Origin of the sequence: Ascidiimonas meishanensis (assembly GCF_037782385.1) — a bacterium.
Lineage (GTDB): Bacteria > Bacteroidota > Bacteroidia > Flavobacteriales > Flavobacteriaceae > Ascidiimonas > Ascidiimonas meishanensis.
On the sequence record NZ_JBBEXD010000012.1, the window covers coordinates 114,482 to 137,518 of the forward strand.

Genomic DNA, 23,037 nt, shown 5'->3' on the forward strand with positions numbered 1-23,037 from the left:
ATGCAACTTTATAAAGAGCAAAGCCTTCAAATATATAATTCTCTTACCGGAAAAAAAGAAATTTTTACCCCAATCAATGAGGGTCATGTTGGCATGTATGTTTGCGGACCTACAGTGTATAGCAATGTGCATCTAGGTAATGTGAGAACATTTATGTCTTTTGATGTGATCTTTAGATATTTAAAGTATTTAGGATATAAAGTACGCTATGTACGAAATATAACAGACGCCGGACACTTAGAGAATGATGCTGACGAGGGAGAAGATAGAATTGCTAAAAAAGCAAGATTGGAGCAAATTGAGCCTATGGAGGTGGTGCAACGGTATACTGTTGACTTTCATCAAATCTTAAATAAGTTTAATTTTTTACCTCCCAGTATTGAACCTACGGCTACAGGCCATATTATAGAACAAATTGAGATCATTGAAGAAATCCTACAAAAAGGACTTGCTTATGAAGTAAATGGCTCTGTCTATTTTGATGTATTAGCATTTAATAAAAATCATAATTACGGCAAATTAAGTGGTCGTAATGTTGAAGACCTTATTCATAATACCCGTGAATTAGCAGGGCAATCTGAAAAGAAAAACCCTCAAGATTTTGCGCTTTGGAAAAAGGCAGAACCTCAACATATTATGAGATGGCCTTCTCCTTGGAGTGATGGATTTCCTGGATGGCACTTAGAGTGTACTGCAATGAGTACAAAATATTTAGGAGAACATTTTGACATTCATGGCGGTGGAATGGATCTTAAATTCCCACATCACGAATGCGAAATTGCACAAGCAGAGGCTTGTAATAATTCATCACCTGTAAACTATTGGATGCACACCAATATGTTAACACTCAATGGGAAGAAAATGGCAAAATCTACTGGTAACAATATTTTACCTAATGAGATTATAACCGGGAATAATAAAATTTTGAGTAAACCTTTTTCGCCTAGTGTAGCAAGATTTTTTATTTTACAAGCGCATTACCGGAGTATTTTGGATTTTAGTAATGATGCCTTAGTTGCCTCAGAAAAAGGATTTAATAGACTTATGGAGGCCTATGACTTACTTAAAAACATTAGTGCTAGTGAATCCTCTGGCGGATTTGATGTCTCTGCATGGCGCAGAGATTGCTTTGATGCTATGAATGATGACTTTAATACACCTATACTGATTGCTCACTTATTTGAGGCGGCCAAAAACATCAACCAGATTAAAGATGGCAAGCAAACGATCTCTGTAGAAAATCTGGAGCTTCTTAAAACTTGCATGCATGATTTTATCTTTGAGGTATTAGGTCTTACGGAGGCTAGTAACTCTGGAGACACTAATGACAACAAGCTTAATGGAGTTGTTGAGCTACTTATAGAGCTAAGAGCAAACGCCCGAATCAATAAAGATTTTGCAACTTCTGATAAAATCAGAGATGAACTTGCCGAAATGGGAATTCAGCTAAAAGATGGAAAAGAGGGTACCACTTTTTCGGTTTTATAAAATCTAACCCTCCTAAACCTTATTCTTGTGAAAAAAATATGGATCGCACCTTTTGTTTTTTTAGTTAAGATGTATCAATATTTGATTTCACCCCTCACACCTGCTACTTGCAGATATAGCCCAACCTGTTCTCATTACACTATTAAGGCATTGAGGAAGCACGGCCTATGGAAAGGAGGTAAATTGGCACTAAAACGTATTTTTAGTTGTCACCCATGGGGCGGAAGCGGGTATGACCCTGTTCCTTAACAAATGACACTAGCAAATAGCAATATCCCTCTTAAAAAAATCTGGCTCACACCAGATTCTTCATGATAATTATAATATTATTCTAATTGTTGCACCGTTAACTTATCTGTATCTAACTTATATTTTAGCCATCTAGTAAGACGTGCTTCATCTTTATCACGAATATTATCTTCTATACTATCAGACCATTTTACCAAGAATACCGCCAATGTATCACTCGTCTTAAAATTAGTTTTGATGACTGATGAAAAGCCTAGTTCTCTTAAGTTTTCGTAATTAATTTGAGCTTCTTGGGTAATTTCCTTTAATGGTACTTTGTTAAATGGTAACCTACTAAGCCTTGCTACCTCATCTTCCAACAAGGAAATCTTTGAAGCCATATTTGCAACTTCTTCTTTCTTAGATTCATATAGCTCTGTAACAAAGTTAAATTTCTGTTCTGAATCGTCTTTCCCGCCTTGCACTATTCGCAAATCTGCTTTTACCAACTTGGAGTAAGTATCTTTTTGTGTTTTCCATGTTTGAATTACATTATCAGGAATTAATTCATCCCCCATAAAAACCAACTCTATTACATTAGTAGTGTCTTTATGATATTCAATATCACTAAAATCTTCCAAAAACTTTCCTGCATTCTTGAACTTGTAAGGGACAATATTTTCTTCAATAAATTGTTTAGCTTGATTTTTAAATAGCGACTCCTGAAAAACATTATAAAATGTATAACCTGCTGGTATCATAACAACAACCGCTGTCAAGGAAGCCAAACGTGCAATCAGTTTCCTTCTTTTAGAGTTTGCATAACGAACCATTGGAAATCGCAATAACTTAAGTACAAGGAAGGTAGCAAGGCCTATAAAAATAGTATTAATAATAAATAAGTACAGAGCCCCCCACGCATATTCATAATTATTAATTGCCAATCCAAAACCTACGGTACATAGCGGAGGCATCAAGGCGGTAGCGATGGCAACTCCAAAAATAACACTCGCAATGGTTCCTTTTTTTGCTCTTGCTATTACCAATGCCAGTCCGCCAAAAAATGCAATTAATACATCTCTAATATCTGGAGCTGTTCTTGCTAACAGTTCTGAAGATTCGTCTCTTAATGGAAAGAATTTAAAAAATAAAAAAGCGGTGAGCACGCTTAGCACCACCATAACACCAAAGTTTTTTAAAGAACGACGCAGTGTGTCTATATCATTAATTGCCAAAGACATACCCATACCCAAGATAGGCCCCATTAATGGAGAAATAAGCATGGCTCCAATAACTACTGCTGTAGAATTGGCATTTAACCCAACAGAAGCAATAAAAATAGAACAAATAAGAATCCAAGATGTATGTCCTTTAAAAGGAACATCTGCAATGATGGCATCAATAGTAGCTTTCTGATCTGTATTGTATCTAATATCAAGAAGTTCTGAAAGAAACTTTCGCAAGCTTCCCAGCAAACCACTAAAATCCTTTTTAACCTCTTCGCCGCTGTTTGGTTCAGGGCTTGTAGGTGTAATATTATCTTGATTAAGATTTTCTTTCATTTTTATAGTATTAAATACACGCCTTCAATTTTTTGGCCGCCAAATGTAGTTAAAAATTAATTACCCTAAATGATTTCCGTAAGTATCTTTAACTTTTTTAAGCACTTGTTTAATATCTTGCTCTTTAGACTTTGGATATATTAAAAGAACGTCTTCTTTATCTACTATTATATAATCACTAATACCATCTATTACGACTACTTTATCTTTGGAAGTACGTATCATATTACCGGAGGCTTCCTGTGCTATCACTTTTGCATTTACTATTGCATTGCTGTGCGTGTCTTTCTCTAACTTATCATAGAGTGAACCCCATGTACCTAAATCATTCCAATCAAACGTAGCTGGTAAAACATAGATTGATTTGGCGTATTCTAAGATAGCATAATCAATAGAAATATTTTCGGCCTTAGGATAATTATCTCTAATAAATGTTTTTTCGTCTGGTGTATTATAAACGGCCATTCCACCATACATCAAATCATACAAGTCTGATTGATGGTTTTTAAATGCGTTCACTATAGTGGCTACACTCCACATAAAAATCCCCGCATTCCAAAGGAAATTTCCGCTATCAATAAATTGTTTTGCAATTTCATACGTAGGTTTTTCCCGAAACTGAGTTACCTTTTTAATTTCATTTTGGTTTTTTTCATATTCTATATAACCATACCCTGTATTTGCGAATGTTGGAGTAATACCTAGCGTAAGCATGACGCCTTCCTTTGTACATGCATCAAAACAACTTTGAATATTTGCAGTGAAAGCAGCTTCATCTTCAATCCAATGATCACTTGGCGCAACAATCATTAGTGCTTCTGGATTTTCTTTTTGAATTTTAAGTGCGGCGTATAAAATGCAGGGAGCTGTATTTCTCATGGCAGGTTCCAATACAATTTGTCTTGCCTCTACTCCATCTAATTGGTCTAACACCAGCTTTTCATAGCGTTCATTGGTAAGGATAAAAATATTTTCTTTTGGTATAAGTGTATTCAATCTTCCAAAGGTTCGCTGTAAAAGTGTTTCACCCGTTCCCAGCATATCGTGAAATTGTTTTGGAAAATCAGTAGTACTTACAGGCCAAAATCTGGAGCCTATACCTCCTGCCATCAAAATAGCATAGTAGTTTTTGTTCATTATTTTATTTTTAAAATTTTGCAACCATTTTCAGGAATAATCATATTACCACAACTAATCATAATCAATTATTCTGTGAGGGGCTCAACTTCTGCATTAGGATTGAAAAGATATATTCTGTTGGTAGTCATCTCTACACATTCATAACGCTTAATTCTTTTATTCCCTTTTTGAAAAATTTTACCATTATACAATCGAAAAAGACTTCCTTTGGGTAACTCAAAAATATAACTTTTATCATTTACAGGATCATACTTCTTTAAAGCTAAAGCTAATTTTGCATCTGTATCACTGCTTGCCTTAGGGTTACGAAAGTGGTTTGCCAGAAGAGGCAAAAGTTTTGATGGAAATATATCTGGATTAATTAAAGGCAACATAAGCTTCTGAAATGTTTTTTTCCATTCAATACCATGAGGTTTTATAAACCTTCCGTACTTCTGAAATGCTATGAGATGCGCTATCTCATGAATTAAGGTAATTAAAAACTTGTATTTGTTTAAGGAAGCATTTACGGTTATCTGGTGCTTTCCATCTGGTGTTCTTCTATAATCTCCATGCCTGGTCACCCTATCGTTTACAATTTTCAAATGAACCCCATTACTTTTAATGAGTTCAAAACAAGGTTTGACCGAACGTTCCGGAAGGTATTTTTCCAAGACATGCTCCATTCCGTAAAAATATACTTTTTAATGCGTCTTACAAAAAAGTTATAAAGATCAAGATACTAATACCATTGAATACACTAAAAAAGAAATACAATTGACACCGTGAAAGAAACATTGATTGTATCACTATAGAACATACATAGAAGCCATACACAAATTGTTATTACAAGAACACTCCATTGACACCCAAAGGAGATACTGTTGAGAAACTCTGAAACAATGCCATTCTAATTTCTAAAGACCTGTAGCATTAAAACACCATATTAACTCTGGCTCAAAAAAATGAAACGCATTCAAAACATCATGGGGTAGAACTGCTTACTTGAAGTAACTTCCCATTGTAGAATTGATGCCCCTTCAAAGCAAAGTCATAAATATAAGATGCCATTGCATTAGCACTTACTGGCGCCTCATAACCAGGAAATGCTTCTTCTAACATTTCTGTCTGTACCGCTCCTAAAGCTAAAACATTAAAAGAAGGTCCAGTTTCTTTAAATTCTTCAGCTAGTAATTCTGTTAATGTAATCAAGGCCCCTTTGGAAGAACTGTACGCAGATAAACCTGCAAACTTCATACTACCCTGAACACCTCCCATACTGCTTATATTGACCACATGCCCATTCTTATTCATAAACGGTAATACAGTTTTAATAAGCGCTGCTACTCCTAGCACGTTCACTTTGTATAGTTCTTCAAAATCTGCAGCAGATGTCTCCATAAATGGCTTATGTAGAAGTTTTCCAGCATTGTTAATTAGTATGTCTACTTCTTTCCAATCAGATGTCAAGAAATGATTTAGTTTTTCATGACTTTCCATACTACCCAAATCAAAAGAGAAACAGCTTACATTGGAAAGCTGCAATGAGGCAATAGGGTGTGCGTTTCTAGATAAAGCCAATACACGATGACCGGCTTCTGCAAATAATTTAACTAACTCATATCCTATTCCTCTACTGGCACCTGTTATGATTACGTGTTTCATCTGCTATAATTAAATAATTTTTGAAGTTCTTAGTCAAGTTTAATTTCCTTAGTAGGAGCATTAGCCATTTTCTCAAATGCGGGTATTATCTCATTAATTACGTAAACCATATGCGATAGATCCATCTCACCTATTTCATCATCTACATGATGATAATAATCAAAATTTGTAAAATCAAAGGTACATATGGTTTGTGAAGGTACCTTAAACTCTTTATAAAATGGATAGTTATCGGATCTTTGAAACAATAAATTCTCTTTAGCTGAGGGTAAAAATCCAATGGTATTCTTATCTGTATATTCATTGAATTTTGCAGCCATATTAGATTTTTCATAACCGGTCACATACGCCAGATAGTCTTTCCCTTTAAGGGGAACGCCTATCATCTCAAAATTAACCATCGCGTATAAATCAAGTTCTCTTTCCTTTAACTTTTTGGCAAGATGCTTAGACCCTAACAACCCCATCTCCTCCGCTGCAAACAAAACAAAAAGTAAACTTCTTTTTGTTTTCTTATTTTGACCAAAATATTTTGCCAATTCTAATACGGCAGATGTGCCGGAAGCATTGTCATTGGCACCATTTGCAATGGTATCATTATTTATTTTTTCAGCAAAACCAATATGATCATAATGTGCTCCTATGATTATAAATTCTTTTTTTAAATCCGAATCATTTCCTTCCAGATAGCCCACCACGTTGTAAGCTGGTATTTTAAGGTTTGAGAGTGTGTCTTTATAAGATTCAAAGTAAGGCTTTAAATTGTATTCTTTAAATATTCCTTCAATGAAGTTGGCTGCTTCTTCAATTTCAGGCGAACCTGTTTTTCTTCCTTTTAAAGCATCTGAAGCTAAAAAATTTAAAGAATTTTTTATGGACTCATAGGAACCAATGGCACCTGATTTTATCTTTTCATTTGATCCTTTTGCATCTTCAAATACTTTCTCTGGTCTTAATACATCTGTAGACGATCTGCAACAAGAAAGTACAAGCGCTAAGGCAATAAGCCATATTTTTTTCATAAAACTCCACTTAGACCCTAAAGATAAAAAAAGCATCCTGAAAAACACGATTGTAACAGGATGCTTTGAATTCATTATTTAAGAAAATACTATGCTAGCATGGTTACAGGATTTTCGAGATACGAACGTAGCGTTTGGAGAAATTGTGCTCCAGAAGCTCCATCTACCGTTCTATGATCACAAGCCAGTGTAATTTTCATTGTATTACCTACTACTATCTGCCCTTCTTTAACTACAGGCTTCTGAACAATAGCGCCTACCGATAAGATAGCGGAATTAGGCTGATTGATAATTGAAGTAAACTCTTGAATACCAAACATTCCTAAATTTGACACCGTAAAAGTACTTCCATCCATTTCCTGAGGAGTTAATTTTTTATTTCGCGCCTTTCCTGCGAGTTCCTTTACTTTTGCACCAATCTGAGTCAGGCTCATTTGATCTGTAAATTTAAGAACCGGCACTACCAATCCATCATCTACAGCCACTGCAACACCCACATGAACGTGATGGTTGTAACGAGTAGCATCTCCTTTCCAGGTAGTATTTACCTGAGGATGTTTTTTCAATGCCATAGCACATGCCTTCACCACGAGATCATTAAATGAAACCTTCGTTTCTGGCAAGGCATTAATTTGAGATCTTGATGCCATTGCATGATCCATAGCTACTTCAATAGTAAGATAATAATGGGGTGCAGAAAATTTAGATTCACCTAATCTTTTAGCGATTGTTTTACGCATTTGAGAGTTCTTCACATCCTCAAAACTTTCTTCTCCTGCAGGTACAAAAGGAGCAACATATCCTTCTGACGCAGCTTTTGAGCTTGCTGCTTCCGTTTTGGTAGCCATTGCTTTCTCAGCAGGTTTGTAATTTTCAATATCTCTTTTAACTATTCTACCATTCTCACCACTTCCGGCTACTTCAGACAGGTCAATCCCTTTGTCTTCTGCCATCTTTTTAGCCAATGGAGAAACAAAAATTCTCCCTCCATCATTGGTTGTGTTTGTGGCTTTTGAAGATGTATTGGAAGAAGTAGCACTTGTAGGAGTCTCGCTTTTTTCTTCTTTTTTTGCAGGTTCATCTACAGTTTTATCTCCAGAATTTCCGGCTGCTTTAAGCGCCGCTTCTACATTAGTACCATCAGGTCCAATAACTGCTAAAACAGAATCTACCGGAGCAGATTCTCCTTCTTTAATTCCTATGTACAACAATTTACCTGAATAAAAAGATTCAAACTCCATTGTTGCTTTATCAGTTTCAATCTCAGCAAGAATATCGCCTTCCGAAACCTCATCTCCAACCTGTTTTAACCAGCTGGCAACAGTTCCTTCCTCCATCGTATCACTTAAACGTGGCATAGTCACTATTTCTACCCCCTCAGGCAACTCAGTAGGTTCATCAGAAGAAGTGCTTGAATTAGTGCTAGGAGCTGATTCTGTTTCTTCAGCAGCAGAGTTGTCAGTACTATTTCCGTTAATCAATGCTGAAATATCTTCTCCTTCATCCCCAATAATTGCTAACAAGGAATCTACTGGAGCTCCTTCTCCCTCTTCAATACCAATATATAATAGTGTTCCTTCTTGAAAAGATTCAAATTCCATAGTAGCCTTGTCAGTTTCAATTTCTGCAAGGATATCTCCTTCTTCTACTTTATCTCCAACACTTTTAAGCCATTTAGCAACCACACCTTCTTCCATGGTGTCACTAAGCCTTGGCATATTAATTACTTCTGCCATCTAATTATAATTTATGAGGTAAAAATGGATAGTCTTTTTGTTCATAGACTACATCATACATAATATTCTTTTCTGGATATGAGGATTCCTCAGCAAATTTCTCGCATTCAGAAACTCTTTCTTTTACCCGTTTATCTATCTCCTTAATCTCATCTTCGGTAGCGTATTTCTTTTCAAGAATTACATCTTTTACCTGAGTAATAGGATCTATTTTTTTGTATTCTTCAACTTCATCTTTCGTCCTGTAGTGTTGTGCATCAGACATTGAATGCCCTCTATAACGATAGGTTTTTAACTCTAGAAAAGTAGGCCCGCCTCCAGTTCTAGCTCTTTCAATTGCTTCACTAACAGCTTCTGCAACCTTTACGGGGTTCATTCCATCTACAGGCCCACAAGGCATTTCATAGCCTAAACCTAGTTTCCATATTTCTGTATGATTTGCTGTTCTGGAAACCGATGTACCCATCGCATAACCGTTATTTTCAACTAAAAACACTACAGGAAGATTCCATAGCATCGCCAGGTTAAATGTTTCGTGCAAAGAACCTTGTCTTGTTGCTCCATCACCCATATAGGTAAGTGTCACGGCATCTCTTTTAAAATATTTATCTGCAAATGCAAGTCCGGCACCAAGAGGTATTTGACCTCCAACAATACCATGACCTCCATAAAACCTATGTTCTTTGGAGAAAATATGCATAGAACCTCCAAGGCCTTGAGAAGTACCCGTGCTTTTACCATAAAGTTCTGCCATCACTTTTTTGGGATCTACTCCCATACCAATAGGCTGTACGTGATTTCGATATGCTGTAATCATGCGGTCTTTAGTAAGATCCATAGCATGTAATGAGCCTGCTAAAATAGCTTCCTGACCATTATAAAGATGTAAAAAACCTCTCACCTTTTGTTGTATGTAAACCGCAGCAAGTTTATCTTCAAACTTTCTCCAGAAAAGCATTTCTTCGTACCAGTTTAGGTACACCTCTTTGGTAACTTTCTTCATTTGTAATGGTTATATTTTGTAATCTTCAAAAAAACGAATAACAAAAGTAACATATTAAAACAAAAGAGAAAAAATGAAAACGAACAATTGTAATGTATTTTGTAGAATACGCAGTTATCAAGGTGTTCTTTTAAATAGCTACTAAAGAAAAGAGCTATCAAAAGTGAGGGGAAGTAGATTTTTTACAGAATTTGATTTAAAGATTTTACCTTCTGCACCCATAAAATAAATTTCTATAGGTTCTTTTTGATTGATTTCATATTCTACTAGAGATTGCCTGCATGCTCCACACGGAGGCGCAGGTTTTTTGACTGTATAGTTATCTGAGGATACAGAAATTGCCAACCTCTTTATGGAAACTCCTGGAAAGTTAGCGCCTGCGCTAAAGATTGCTACGCGTTCTGCACAAAGCCCAGAAGGATAACAGGCATTTTCCTGGTTATTACCAGTAACCACCTCTTGATTCTCCAAAAGCAATGCTGCACCCACTCTAAATTTTGAATAGGGAGCATAGGCTTTATTTCGAGCTTCTACTGCTCTATACATTAAATGGAAAACCTCTTCATCTAACTCTTCCAGTTTATCGTAAACTGTAAATGAAGCAGTAATATTAATATTTTTCATCTATTCTGCTTAGTACTGAGAATATTCCTCTCCAAAATTAAGCGTTAAAGAGAACCTAAGTGTATTTTCTAATGGGTTTCTAACCTGAGAGGTTGAAAATAAATAAGATACATCTATTGTAGCCGCTTTAAATTGAAAACCTGCCCCTAAGGTAAAAAACTTACGAGCTCCTTTTTCATCACTTTCATTAAAGTACCCAGTTCTAAAAGCAAAAGAATCTAAATAAGTATATTCCGCTCCTAAAGCCCAGGTAATCTCCTTTAATTCTTCTCCAAAACCATCAGGTGCATCTCCAAAAGACTTAAAAATACCACTCACAAAACCTATATCTTGATACTCATCATTATCCGCAGCGTCAATTACTCCATCATTATTAAAATCCTGAGGTGTAGGAACTAATAATTTATTGAATTCTGTATTCAATGCAAGCTTATTAGCTTCGTCAAAAATAAAATCAAATCCTGCACCAAATTTAAGGTTGGTTGGTAGAAAGTTTTCTTGTCCCCCTTCATCGTACTGAATTTTAGGACCAATATTGGAAACATTAAATCCTGCCCTCCATCTTCCATCAAAAGAATTATAAGGTATTTCATCAGATTGATAATAGCCCGCTATGTCTACTGCGAAAGTGTTTGCAGCTCTTGCATTAGCGTCTACTTGCTGTAACCTCAAGTTGGATCTAATGTATCGTCCGGCAACAGCCATAGCAAACTGATCACTCAACTTCAAAGAATACGAGCCATCTAAAGAAAATTCATTTGGTTTTACAATTTCACCCGGGTCATTAGCCGATTGTCTTAATTCTATTTCTCCTAAACCAAAATACCTAAGGCTTAAGGCAAAAGCACTTCTTTCATTAATTCGATTATGAAAATTGGCCTGTAATAGCGAAATATCATTTACAAGCTCTGCAAGGTATGGCGTATAACTTACACCCACTCCATATTGATATTTAGAGAATACATATTTAGCAGGGTTCCACTGTTGTGAATATCCATCTGGTGAAGAAGCAACGCCAATATCACCCATCCCAGAAGCTCTTGCGTCAGATGCGATTAAAAGAAATGGCACACCGGTAGTTATAACTCGATCCTGTTGTGCAAATAATACACTCGTAAAAAAAAGGATAATAACTGGTAGGAATAATTTTTTCATGTATGCAATAAATTTTGACAAATGATAGATTTCGTTAAAAGGCTTACAAGATATTAAAATTTAACGTTTTCTTATTTGTAAACGTGCTTTAATCAATAATCTTATAAAATCATTGTTCTTTTCTTAAAAGTTCTAAAAATTCTGTTTTAAGAAAAGTTTAGCAATTTAAAAAAAACATTTTCAATTCTGTGTTTTTTCTTTTTTTTCTAGAATCAGTTATTTTTTTTAACCGACTGTAATAAAATAGGATTCATCTATAAAAATTCCCTTTTTTACAAATTTTGAAATTAAACTGTGTATGATTTTACTATTTTGACAACACAATTAAAGGGGTTGACAACAAATACCCTTCACAAACTAATTTAATCACATAAATTTGTTCTTTCAGTATAATAAACCATGCTGAATTACGTTTTATGCTTGTTATAATAGCGGTAACACGTAATTAAATCAGAAACCTATAAAAAATTGAAAATTTAATGGTAATCGTTATATTGCACCGATTTTTAGATAACTCAAATCTTATCGTATGAAACTAATTTCTATTAGAACTCTATTGCTTTTTGCAATGGTAGCAGCCAGCTTTACTGGGTGTAAGAAGAATTCTTCTAAAAACACCTCCAGAGCTACCGGTTGGCAAATCAACTCCAAAAATGGAGGTTTCCAATACAATTCTAACTTTAAAGACCAGGAAACCGCCCCAGGTTTAACTTTTATTGAAGGAGGAACTTTCACCAAAGGTAAAGTACAGGATGATGTAATGCATGAGTGGAACAACACACCTACGCAACAGCATGTTCAATCTTTTTACATGGATGAAACAGAGGTGACCAATGTTATGTATTTGGAATATCTTGATTATCTTAAAAATGTATATCCACCGGAAGACCCAAGATATACTAATATCTATAACGGTGCGCTTCCTGATACCTTAGTGTGGAGAAACCGACTCGGTTATAATGAGGTAATGACTAATAATTATCTAAGACATCCTGCTTATGCAGAATACCCTGTTGTGGGTGTAAACTGGGTGCAGGCAGTTCAATTTAGTGAGTGGAGAACAGACAGAGTAAATGAAGCAATTCTTGAAAGAGAAGGTTTTATAGAAAAAGGCACAAAATATGCAGTACTTGAGGGAGATGTTGGAGGAACTTTTAGCACAAAATCTTATCTTCAAAATCCAGGTGCTTCATACGGTGGTGAAATAGATTCATTACAAGGCAAAGCAAAAAAAGACTCTATCAATGTATATGCAAAGCAGACTAGCGGGATCATACTTCCAGAATACAGACTTCCTACTGAAGCAGAATGGGAATATGCTGCTATAGCGCTTGTTGGGCAAAGAGAATACAACAATTATAGAGGTAGAAAGAAATATCCATGGTCTGGTGACTATACACGTTCTGGAAAACGGGTTACCAGAGGCGACCAATTAGCAAACTTCAAACAAGGTAAAGGAGATTATGGTGGCATCGCAGGATGGTCTGATGATGGTGCCGATATTACCGCTCAGGTAAAATCGTATCCTCCAAATGATTTTGGACTCTATGATATGGCTGGAAACGTAGCAGAATGGGTAGCAGATGTCTATCGCCCAATTGTAGATGATGAAGCAAATGATTTTAACTATTATAGAGGAAATGTTTATACCAAAACTTCTATAGGTAAAGATGGGAAAGTAGCAATCGTTTCTGTTGATAGCATTGTATATGACACTTTAAGTAATGGTAGAATTATAGCTAGGGATTTACCAGGAGAACTCGCAAAAGTTCCTATAACCAAAGATGATGCTTATTTGAGACCTAACTTTTCTCAAAGTGACAACCGAGGTTTTCGTGATGGAGACTTGAGCTCTACAAGGTTCTATGATCGTTTTGCGGATGAGTTAGAAGAAGACGGTAAAAACATTAGTATGTATGACTCCCCAAAGCATTCTGTTACTAAAGATACCTTAGGAAATATGATTAAAGAATATGATAAAACAACTCGTACCTCTTTAATTAATGATGAAGTTAGAGTTTTTAAAGGAGGTTCATGGAGAGATAGAGCCTACTGGTTAGATCCAGCACAAAGAAGATACCTGCCTCAATATATGGCTACTGATTACATTGGCTTTAGATGCGCAATGTCTAGAGTGGGTTCAAAATCCAAACAAAAGAAAAGACCAAGAGGTTAGCATAAAATATAGCAGTTAATCATACGAAAAAAAAGCTCTGTTAATCAGAGCTTTTTTTTATTTTTAACCTCATATGAAAACGGAAGATCTCTATATTTTATTTAAACGTTGTAGCTGTGTAATTACAGATTCCAGAAAAATCGTAAAAGACTGTCTTTTTATAGCGTTAAAAGGCGATAATTTTAATGGCAATTTATTTGCGAAAGAAGCGCTGCAGAAAGGAGCGGCTTACGCTCTAATTGATGAAACCCAATACCAAAATTCTGACCGTATTATTCTGGTTAAAGATACCCTTACAGCTTTACAAAAACTGGCTTCATATCATAGAAAAAAACTCAATACTCCTATTATTTCTCTAACGGGGAGTAATGGAAAAACCACTACAAAAGAACTTATTAATGCGGTTCTATCTAAAAAATACCAAACCATTGCAACTATAGGCAATCTTAATAATCATATTGGAGTTCCTTTAAGCCTTTTACGGTTAACAGAAGATACAGAGATTGGAATTATAGAAATGGGCGCTAACCACCAGAAAGAGATTGCCTTTTTATGTAATATTGCTAATCCTGATTATGGGCTGATTACTAATTTTGGAAAAGCACATCTAGAGGGTTTTGGCGGAGTTGAAGGAGTCATTAAAGGGAAAAGTGAAATGTATGACTATCTTACTAAAGAAAATAAATATATTTTTTATAATGAAGACGACCCCCTCCAGTTGAAAAAACTAAAAACATATGCATATAAAGAAGGTTTTGGCGCAAGCAATAGCTCCAGTTTCCAGGTAAGTTTACAGGAAAATAATAATCATTTTTTGAAATTAAAAGCAGATGGTAGCGTAATCAATACCCAACTTACTGGAACCTACAATCTAACTAATGTTGCTTATGCAATTTTAATAGGAAACTATTTTAAAGTTTCTAAGACGGACATCAAAGACGCCATTGAAAATTATGTCCCTGAAAATAACAGGTCACAAATACTTGAAATTAATAATAATCGGATTATTCTAGATGCTTATAATGCAAATCCTAGCAGTATGAAAGCAGCTTTAGACAATCTGGAAGCCATTAAGGGAGTAGCCAAAATGGCAATTCTAGGCGATATGTTTGAATTAGGCGATGAAGCTGCGGCAGAACACCAATCAATAGCAGAAATGGCCGTTTCATTGACTAACACAACCGTTCTATTGGTTGGTGAAAATTTTTATAAAACAAATACTTCTTTATCCAAATTCAAAACATTTGAAGAAGCGCAAGAACACCTTTCTGATAATTTACCTCAACAAAAAACTATTTTAATTAAAGGCTCTAGGGGCATGGCACTGGAACGGTTACTTATCACCTTAAAGTAGCCATGCTTTTTCAATATAGTTCACAACACTACAAATCAAAATATCAACTTTAATGATTAATTGTTGTGGGTATTACTGGATTCGAACCGGTGACCCCTACCCTGTCAAGGTAGTGCTCTAAACCAACTGAGCTAAATACCCAATAAAATTTAAAATTAACTAAATCCTCTTTATTTCCAAGCACCAATACCATAAATAATTCACAAACTCACGTTTTGGAATTGATTCATTTTATTCGCAAATAAAAAAAAGCTTTCGAGATAAAAACTCTCGAAAGCCTTGTATTTACTTGGTGGGCGATACTGGGTTCGAACCAGTGACCCCCTGCTTGTAAGGCAGGTGCTCTGAACCAGCTGAGCTAATCGCCCTTATTAGCCTAAATGCGGATGCAAATATAGAATAGTTTTTCTTTAAGCCAAAATAAAAAGATAAAAAATCAAATTATTTCTGCAACTGTAAATGTACTCCCACCCACATAAATGAAATCGGTATTTTTTGCCTGCTGCAAGGCTATTTTATATGCTTCTGAAACAGAAGCATATGCATTACCTTTTAAACCATATAATGCTGCTTTTTCTTTGAGTAAACTAACTTCAAGGCCTCTGGGAACACCTGGCTTACAAAAATAATAACTTGCGCCTTTTGGAAACAAAGGTAATATTTCTTCTAACTTTTTGTCTTTCACAACACCCAAAACAATATGTAAATATTGGAAATCATACGCTTGAATTTGCTCCATTGCCAATGCCAAACCCTCTTTGTTATGTGCTACATCGCAAATAACTATGGGATGCTCTTTTAATTGCTGCCAACGCCCCCGTAGTCCTGTATTCTTAGTTACGCTTTCAAGACCTTTTGAAAAATGAGAGTTTGATAGAAAAAAGTGATCTTTTAACTCATTTAAAGCAACAGTTGCGGTTTGCATATTTTTAGATTGATAGGAACCTTTCAAATCTGTGTTGAAATGAGCTTTTTCCTGCTCATAAGATAGCACTAGGGATGTCTGCATTTGTTGTGCTTTTTCCTTAAATATGGGACAGGTTTCTGGATGATATTCACCAATAACAACAGGAATATTCTTTTTAATAATTCCGGCTTTCTCTGCTGCTATTTTGCCTAATGTATCTCCAAGCATGTCTGTATGGTCATATCCTATATTGGTAATCACTGAAAGTATGGGCGTAATGATATTAGTAGAATCAAGCCTTCCCCCTAATCCAGTTTCAACAATAGCGATATCAACCTTTTCTTCTGCAAAATAATTAAATGCCATAGCCACTGTCATTTCAAAAAATGACAATTCGTGTTCTTCAAGAAACTCTTTGTTCGAATTAATAAAACTAATTACCCTGCTTTCAGGAATTTGCACTCCATTTATTCTAATACGCTCCCTAAAATCTTTAAGATGTGGTGATGTGTAGAGTCCTGCATTATAGCCTGCTTCTTGAAGCACGGATGCCATCATATGAGAAGTAGATCCTTTTCCATTGGTGCCTGCAATATGTACCGATTTAAAAGTGCGCTCTGGACATCCTAAATACTTTGAAAAGGCAATGCTATTATCTAGCTTTGCTTTAAATGCAGATTTCCCTTGTCGCTGGTACATTGGTAAGCGACTAAACATCCAAGCCACTACTTCTTTATAAGTATTCATGAAATTACTCGCCCAGCTTAAAATTGAGTTCTATAAAACCTATTTGCGAAGAAGGTGCTTTACTATCAGACCTCCATCTAAAAGACATCGCATTGCGTTTTGCAGCATCTAAAAGACAGGGGTGATTATTTGTGGTTCCTCTTACACCAGGATTTGCCTGAATCACTCTTCCTTCCTGATTCACTTTAATCTGTACAACTACTCTTCCCGCTTCATTACACTCCTGTGGAGTAATAGAAAAAGTAGGTTTTCCACGTCCGTTAAGCCCATAACCAACCCCTCCGGTTCCCCTACCTGGACCTCCGTAGTAACTAGTAGCATAAGGATCTCCCTTAGGATCTCCTTTGTCTCCTGAAGTACCATCTGGACCTTCCCCTCCAGATTTAGTGCCATCATTCTTAGGCCCATTCAAAATACTGGACAAAGCATCTGTTGTTGATTTTGATGGCTTAGGCTTTTCAACTGGTTTTTTTACTTCCTCTGCAGGCTTGGTAGTTTCTTTGTTTGTTTTAGGTGTTTCCTTTTTAGTAGGAATTACCGGAGCTTCTTCCGCATCATTCGTAAGTACTTCTTCCGTTTTCTCTTGAGGAGACGCGACTACCTCTTGTTTTACTTCTTCTTTGGGTTGTTCTATAGGTTTAGGAGCTGTGCGTATTTTTTCTCTTGGCTGAATTTTTCCACTTCCTTCATTAGTCGTGCCAAAATTGACCGAGATTCCACTTTCAGGTGGAGGGTCTAAATAAGTAAGACCTACATAAAATAGCATTACAATGAGTATTGCCAGTAAAATACTGGTAAGGGTGAATGATTTTCTTTTATGTACTGTATCTAATAATGACATTATTTGGGTCTTACAGCCAGAATTACTTTATAACTATTTGCGTTTGCAATATCCATTACATTAACTGCTTCCTCAATAGGGACACTTTCTTCAGCTCTTAGAATAATTGTTGGCTTCTCCTGTCCTTTTAACTTTCGCTTTAGCTCCGTCTCCAGGAATTCAGGATTAACTTTTTGACTATCTATATAGTATTCTAAATTCTTATTAATACTTACCGCTACATTTTGTGTGTTTGTAGATTTACCTTTCGCCTTTGGCAACAATAAATCTAAAGCATTAGGTGCATTAGACGTAAGCATAAAGAATACCAGTAACAAGAAAACAATATCTGTCATAGACGACATACTGAATTCTGGTGATACTTTATTTCTTCCTTTTACTTTCATATTAGATAGGTTCGTTCAATAAATCCAGAAACTCAACAGCATTTGCTTCCATCTGATGTACTACTTTGTCTGTTTTCACAACCAGGTGATTATATCCTATATAGGCAATAATACCAACTATTAATCCGGCTACCGTGGTAGTCATCGCAGTATAAATACCTGATGCCAATGAACCCATTTCTGCCTGTCCTCCGCTACTTGCCATTTCATGGAAAGCAAGAATCATACCAATTACAGTTCCAAGAAACCCGATCATTGGAGCAGCTCCGGCTACAGTTGCCAGTATACTTACATTTCTTTCTAACTTATAAATTTCAAGCGTACCTGCATTTTCAATGGCTTTATTGATGTCTTCTAAGGGTTTTCCAATTCTTGAAATTCCTTTCTCAGTAAGCCTTGCCACAGGAGAGTCAGTTTGTGCACATAAAATACGGGCAGATTCCAGCTTTCCTGTAGATACATGATCTTTGATCTGATTCATGAAATTTTTGTCAATTTTTGAGGCAGCTTTAATTGCAAAAATTCGTTCAAAATAAATGTACAACGCAACAAATAGTAAAACAAAAAGAACCCCAATAATGATCATACTTGCGGTTCCGCCATTTACGATAAGATCTGCCACTGAGAGTGTTTTTTCTTCCACCAGTGTTTCATCCAGCACTTCTTGTGCCACTTCTTGAATTAATAGCATAGGTTAAATTAAATAGTTTTGTTAATAACGGTTGTTTGGGTATAAAATTATGTGTTCAATATAAATTCTCTAATTAAAACAAAAGCCCCTGCACCAGCCAAAAAGCCAATTAATGCAAGACCTGATATTTTCTTAAGGTACCAGAAAAAATCTATTTTTTCCATACCCATAGCTACTACTCCAGCAGCAGAGCCAATAATAAGCATACTACCTCCTGTACCAGCCGAATAGGCAATAAAATGCCATAAAGGCGCATCAATACCTTCAGAAAACATTCCTATGCTTGCTGCTACTAGCGGCACGTTGTCTATTACCGCAGAACCCACTCCTAAAAGCATCACCACTATATCAGTATTAGGTATTGCTGTATTAAGACCTTCTGCAAATTGAAAAAGCATCCCTAAAGATTCCAGTGCTGCAACGGCCATTAAAATTCCTAAGAAAAACAAAATACTGGGTAATTCAATTTTGGATAAAGATTTATGAACTGGGCTGTGATGACTGTCTTCTATATGCTCATCACCTACTTTACTAATACTGAATTTAGTTTTACTGTATATTTCTGCAAAAGTAGCAACAATGGCCAACGAAAGCATCATTCCTACATAAGGCGGTAGATGTGTAATTGTTTTAAAGATAGGAACAAAAATAATAGCGCCTAGACCCAAATACAGCATTCTGGCTCCATGCTTGGTAGTAGGGTTTTCTTCTTCCTCTAAATCACTCTCTATCTCTCCCTTAAAAACCTTAAGCCTGCTTGCTACCACTGTTGGAACCACCATACATAAAACAGAAGGCACAAATACATGCTCTATAAGATGAAGCGTGGTTACTTTATTTGCAATCCACAGCATGGTGGTAGTAACATCTCCAATAGGTGACCAAGCTCCTCCTGCGTTTGCCGCAATAATAATCATTCCTGCAAACCACAATCTTACTTCTCTTTCCTTTATTACTTTCTGTAAAATGGTAATTAATACGATGGTTGCAGTTAAATTATCTATAATAGCAGATAGAATAAATCCAAGTACGCAAAAAATCCATAAAAGTCTCTTTTTACTTTTGGTTCTAATAAAACCTTTAATGGTAGCAAAACCATTAAAATAATCTATAATCTCTACAATAGTCATTGCCCCTAAAAGAAAAACGAGAATTTCTGCTGTTTTCCCTAAATGATGTAACAAGATCTCATCAATATGAGAAGGCTCTAGCTCTTTCAGCTCTGCATTTACCTCAAAGACACTCATATGATTGAGTGCAATAACAGCCCAAAGCAATGCCATCATTCCTAAGGCAGGAATAAGTTTGTCTATTTTAAGATTATGCTCTAAGGTAATAGCAAGATATCCAAAAATGAATATTAGAATAACGATTGTTTCCATAAATTGTATTGTACCGGTTGATTTTCGACTAAATTAGTTGTTTTAATGCAATTTCAAAAGCGGTAGAACTAATTCGTGTTTTAGAAGCACTCTGTTTAAATGAATTTACGAGGGCTTTTTTAATAATTTCGGAGGTATCATTAAATATGGCAGTGTCATCCATAGCTACTCTGCGCTCCATAAAATAAGCAAAAACTCTTGCCATTCCACAATTAGAAATAAAATCAGGAATTAAACTCACCCTTTCATCTGTAAATTCCATAATAGGACCAAAAAATATTTCTTTATCTGCAAAAGGAACATTCGCGCCACAAGAAATCACTTCAAGACCTGTATTGATCATCTTATTAATTTGATCTTTTGTAATAAGTCTTGAAGCTGCACATGGAACAAATATTTCTGTTGGTAAAGACCAAATCCTTTCATTCATCTCCTTAAAAGGAATTAGTTTTTCAGCTTGTAATGCATTTCCTTTTTTTCTGAGATAAAGCTCTTTTATTTCTTCAAAATTAAACCCTTCTTCCTTAATCACTCCGCCTCCAATATCAATTATACCCACAATTTTAGCTCCCATTTGTGCTAAATAAAACGCAGCAGCAGCACCAACATTTCCAAAACCCTGCACAATAGCTCGCTTCCCTTTTACCGTCCCACCATAAATGTCATAATAGTGTCTCACCGCCTCAGCCACTCCAAATCCGGTAATCATATCAGCTACTGTATATTTATGACTTAAACCTGGTGAGTACGTTTCGCTTTCAATTACTTTAATAACCCCTAATCTCAACTGACCTATTCTATTGATTTTATCTGCTTCAGAAGGTTTAAAATGTCCATTGAATACTCCTTCCTGCGGATGCCAAACTCCACAATCTTCCGTAATAGGTATTACTTCATGAATTTCATCAACATTCAAATCACCTCCAGTTCCATAATAACTTTTCAAAAGAGGAGAAACAGCCTTATACCAACGTTCTAAAACCCCTCTTTTTCTGGGATCTTTAGGATCAAAATTAATTCCAGATTTGGCGCCTCCAATTGCCGGTCCAGAAACAGTGAATTTAATTTCCATGGTTTTAGCTAAAGAAACCACTTCATTCATATCTAAACCCTTACGCATTCTCGTGCCTCCACCGGCGGCACCTCCTCTTAAAGAATTAATTACAGTCCACCCTTCTGCCTCCGTTTCAGGATCTTTCCAATTAAAAACTATCTCAGGATCTTTATTTTCATATATTTTAAGTAATTGTTTCATTAATTTCTTATTTTAATTGACGCAAATATAAAGATTGAATTGGGTTTTATTTTGTTTCCGATTTAGCATTTTAAGAACATTTTAGAAAAATAACAGGTATAAATTAAGCAACACCAGTTATAGCAAGAAGTTTGAGTATATTTTCATATCAACAAAAATTATCGAAAACGATTGAAATTTTCGCATTTTACCCTTATATTTGCCCTTCTTTTTTAAAGAAAATATAATTTATTTGATTTATGGATTTTAATCTTACCGAAGAACATAAAATGATTCGTCAAGCGGCGAAAGATTTCGCCCAAACGGAACTATTACCTGAAGTTATAGAAAGAGACGAACAACAAAGATTCCCTACCGAAGAAGTAAAGAAAATGGCAGCGCTTGGTTTTATGGGAATGATGGTCTCTCCAGAATACAATGGAAGTGGTCTGGATACGGTTTCTTATGTGTTAGCTATGGAGGAAATATCCAAGATAGACGCTTCTGCCTCTGTAATTATGAGTGTAAATAACTCTTTAGTATGCTGGGGATTAGAAACCTTTGGGAATGATGCGCAAAAGGAAAAATACTTGAAACGCCTTGCTTCAGGTGAAATTATAGGAGCTTTTTGTCTTTCTGAGCCTGAGGCAGGAAGTGACGCTACTTCTCAAAAAACTACCGCTATTGACAAAGGAGATCATTATTTACTTAATGGTACCAAAAACTGGATCACTAATGGCAGTTCTTCCGATGTGTATTTAATAATAGCGCAAACAGATGTTGAGAAAGGGCACAAAGGGATTAATGCGCTTATCGTTGAAAAAGGAATGGAAGGATTTGAAATAGGACCCAAAGAACAAAAATTGGGCATAAGAGGTTCTGACACTCACTCTTTAATGTTTACTGATGTAAAAGTACCAAAAGAAAATAGGATAGGTGAAGATGGTTTTGGGTTTAAATTTGCCATGAAAACTCTAGCAGGCGGAAGAATTGGAATAGCAGCTCAAGCTCTTGGAATTGCATCTGGCGCTTATGAACTGGCTAAAGAATATTCTAAGGTTAGGAAATCTTTTGGAACCGAGATATGTAATCATCAGGCGATTGCTTTCAAGCTTGCAGATATGCATACTCAAATTGAAGCCGCCAGACATTTAGTACTGAAAGCTGCTTGGGACAAAGACAATGGTCATAATTACGATCTTTCCGGAGCTATGGCAAAACTATACGCATCTCAGGTTGCAATGGATACTACGATTGAAGCCGTCCAAATACATGGAGGAAATGGATATGTTAAAGAATATCATGTGGAAAGATTAATGAGAGATGCCAAGATTACGCAGATTTATGAAGGTACTTCAGAAATACAAAAAATAGTAATTTCTAGAACTATTCTTAGAGATTAAAAAAACTAATAGAATAAACTAGAGGGCAAACAACCCTCTAGTTATTTTCACACCCCCCCCCTTAAAATAAATATTACTGATTACGTTTTGTGTATTTCACAGAAACAACCCCTATTTACCATTAATAAACATCATTAATTATACAAATAAATAGCTTCCTACCCCTTGATTTTGCATCTACTAGTTAAATCACTTTTCAGATTGTTTTTTTTGTAATTATTCCTCGTATAATTACTTATTCTGCATTTTTCGTAATAAAAAATTACAAGAGTCTTATTTATTTTATATAAATGAATATATCTTTCATTATTATA

At 35.6% G+C, this 23,037-nt stretch carries 20 protein-coding genes and 2 tRNA genes; 5 read left to right on the plus strand and 17 right to left on the minus strand.

The window, feature by feature from the left end; translation table 11 throughout:
- Positions 1–1,488 carry a cysteine--tRNA ligase gene (gene cysS, locus WBG07_RS17610; protein WP_340203205.1) on the plus strand — a complete coding sequence of 496 codons (1,488 nt, stop codon included), beginning with the start codon at positions 1–3 and terminating at the stop codon, positions 1,486–1,488.
- A gap of 27 nt (positions 1,489–1,515) precedes the next feature.
- Complete coding sequence (yidD, locus tag WBG07_RS17615; RefSeq protein ID WP_340203207.1) at positions 1,516–1,737, plus strand: membrane protein insertion efficiency factor YidD; 222 nt, start codon at positions 1,516–1,518, stop codon at positions 1,735–1,737.
- A gap of 77 nt (positions 1,738–1,814) precedes the next feature.
- Here yidD and WBG07_RS17620 read toward each other — a convergent pair whose 3' ends face one another.
- The 9 genes from WBG07_RS17620 to porV all read right to left on the minus strand — a co-directional run bounded on the left by WBG07_RS17620 (position 1,815) and on the right by porV (position 11,602).
- Positions 1,815–3,278, minus strand: coding sequence for a DUF389 domain-containing protein (locus WBG07_RS17620; protein WP_340203208.1), 1,464 nt, complete (start codon positions 3,276–3,278; stop codon positions 1,815–1,817).
- 60 nt (positions 3,279–3,338) lie between these two features.
- A complete protein-coding gene (locus tag WBG07_RS17625; protein ID WP_340203209.1) occupies positions 3,339–4,415 on the minus strand; it encodes a mannose-1-phosphate guanylyltransferase in 1,077 nt (358 codons plus the stop codon).
- Between the two features lie 68 nt (positions 4,416–4,483).
- The gene (locus WBG07_RS17630) at positions 4,484–5,083 is read right to left on the minus strand and encodes a SprT-like domain-containing protein (RefSeq protein WP_340203210.1); all 600 of its coding nucleotides are present in this window, start codon (positions 5,081–5,083) and stop codon (positions 4,484–4,486) included.
- Between the two features lie 298 nt (positions 5,084–5,381).
- Entirely contained in the window at positions 5,382–6,062 is a 681-nt protein-coding gene (locus WBG07_RS17635; protein WP_340203212.1) for an SDR family NAD(P)-dependent oxidoreductase, read from the minus strand.
- A 29-nt stretch (positions 6,063–6,091) separates the two neighbouring features.
- Positions 6,092–7,084 carry a M28 family metallopeptidase gene (locus tag WBG07_RS17640; RefSeq protein ID WP_340203214.1) on the minus strand — a complete coding sequence of 331 codons (993 nt, stop codon included), beginning with the start codon at positions 7,082–7,084 and terminating at the stop codon, positions 6,092–6,094.
- A gap of 89 nt (positions 7,085–7,173) precedes the next feature.
- Complete coding sequence (locus tag WBG07_RS17645) at positions 7,174–8,820, minus strand: pyruvate dehydrogenase complex dihydrolipoamide acetyltransferase (RefSeq protein ID WP_340203216.1); 1,647 nt, start codon at positions 8,818–8,820, stop codon at positions 7,174–7,176.
- 4 nt (positions 8,821–8,824) lie between these two features.
- Positions 8,825–9,823: a pyruvate dehydrogenase (acetyl-transferring) E1 component subunit alpha gene (gene pdhA, locus WBG07_RS17650; RefSeq protein WP_340203218.1), complete on the minus strand. Its 999-nt coding sequence runs from the start codon at positions 9,821–9,823 to the stop codon at positions 8,825–8,827.
- Between the two features lie 141 nt (positions 9,824–9,964).
- Entirely contained in the window at positions 9,965–10,447 is a 483-nt protein-coding gene (gene cdd, locus WBG07_RS17655; RefSeq protein WP_340203220.1) for a cytidine deaminase, read from the minus strand.
- A 9-nt stretch (positions 10,448–10,456) separates the two neighbouring features.
- Positions 10,457–11,602 carry a type IX secretion system outer membrane channel protein PorV gene (porV, locus tag WBG07_RS17660; RefSeq protein WP_340203222.1) on the minus strand — a complete coding sequence of 382 codons (1,146 nt, stop codon included), beginning with the start codon at positions 11,600–11,602 and terminating at the stop codon, positions 10,457–10,459.
- Positions 11,603–12,131: 529 nt separating this feature from the next.
- On the opposite strand from porV, the gene gldJ reads away from it, so the two are divergent.
- Positions 12,132–13,778, plus strand: coding sequence for a gliding motility lipoprotein GldJ (gldJ, locus tag WBG07_RS17665; RefSeq protein WP_340203224.1), 1,647 nt, complete (start codon positions 12,132–12,134; stop codon positions 13,776–13,778).
- Between the two features lie 73 nt (positions 13,779–13,851).
- Positions 13,852–15,132, plus strand: a complete 1,281-nt coding sequence (locus WBG07_RS17670) for a UDP-N-acetylmuramoyl-tripeptide--D-alanyl-D-alanine ligase (RefSeq protein WP_340203226.1) — start codon at positions 13,852–13,854, stop codon at positions 15,130–15,132.
- Between the two features lie 66 nt (positions 15,133–15,198).
- Here the strand turns inward: WBG07_RS17670 and WBG07_RS17675 are convergent.
- The 8 genes from WBG07_RS17675 to WBG07_RS17710 all read right to left on the minus strand — a co-directional run bounded on the left by WBG07_RS17675 (position 15,199) and on the right by WBG07_RS17710 (position 21,341).
- Positions 15,199–15,273 (minus strand) — tRNA-Val (locus tag WBG07_RS17675).
- 149 nt (positions 15,274–15,422) lie between these two features.
- Positions 15,423–15,500: transfer RNA gene (locus WBG07_RS17680), tRNA-Val, on the minus strand.
- A 68-nt stretch (positions 15,501–15,568) separates the two neighbouring features.
- Complete coding sequence (locus WBG07_RS17685) at positions 15,569–16,786, minus strand: bifunctional folylpolyglutamate synthase/dihydrofolate synthase (RefSeq protein WP_340203228.1); 1,218 nt, start codon at positions 16,784–16,786, stop codon at positions 15,569–15,571.
- A gap of 4 nt (positions 16,787–16,790) precedes the next feature.
- A complete protein-coding gene (locus WBG07_RS17690) occupies positions 16,791–17,627 on the minus strand; it encodes an ATP synthase mitochondrial F1 complex assembly factor 1 (protein WP_340203230.1) in 837 nt (278 codons plus the stop codon).
- Positions 17,627–18,013, minus strand: coding sequence for an ExbD/TolR family protein (locus WBG07_RS17695; RefSeq protein WP_340203232.1), 387 nt, complete (start codon positions 18,011–18,013; stop codon positions 17,627–17,629). Before WBG07_RS17695 ends, WBG07_RS17690 begins: the two co-directional genes overlap by 1 nt.
- Before the next feature lies 1 nt (position 18,014).
- Positions 18,015–18,704, minus strand: coding sequence for a MotA/TolQ/ExbB proton channel family protein (locus tag WBG07_RS17700; protein ID WP_340203234.1), 690 nt, complete (start codon positions 18,702–18,704; stop codon positions 18,015–18,017).
- Between the two features lie 47 nt (positions 18,705–18,751).
- Complete coding sequence (nhaD, locus tag WBG07_RS17705) at positions 18,752–20,086, minus strand: sodium:proton antiporter NhaD (RefSeq protein WP_340203236.1); 1,335 nt, start codon at positions 20,084–20,086, stop codon at positions 18,752–18,754.
- Between the two features lie 28 nt (positions 20,087–20,114).
- Positions 20,115–21,341, minus strand: coding sequence for a Glu/Leu/Phe/Val dehydrogenase dimerization domain-containing protein (locus WBG07_RS17710; protein WP_340203237.1), 1,227 nt, complete (start codon positions 21,339–21,341; stop codon positions 20,115–20,117).
- 239 nt (positions 21,342–21,580) lie between these two features.
- Between WBG07_RS17710 and WBG07_RS17715 the strand changes: the two genes are divergently transcribed.
- Positions 21,581–22,723 carry an acyl-CoA dehydrogenase gene (locus tag WBG07_RS17715; RefSeq protein WP_340203238.1) on the plus strand — a complete coding sequence of 381 codons (1,143 nt, stop codon included), beginning with the start codon at positions 21,581–21,583 and terminating at the stop codon, positions 22,721–22,723.
- The last annotated feature ends 314 nt before the right edge of the window (positions 22,724–23,037 follow it).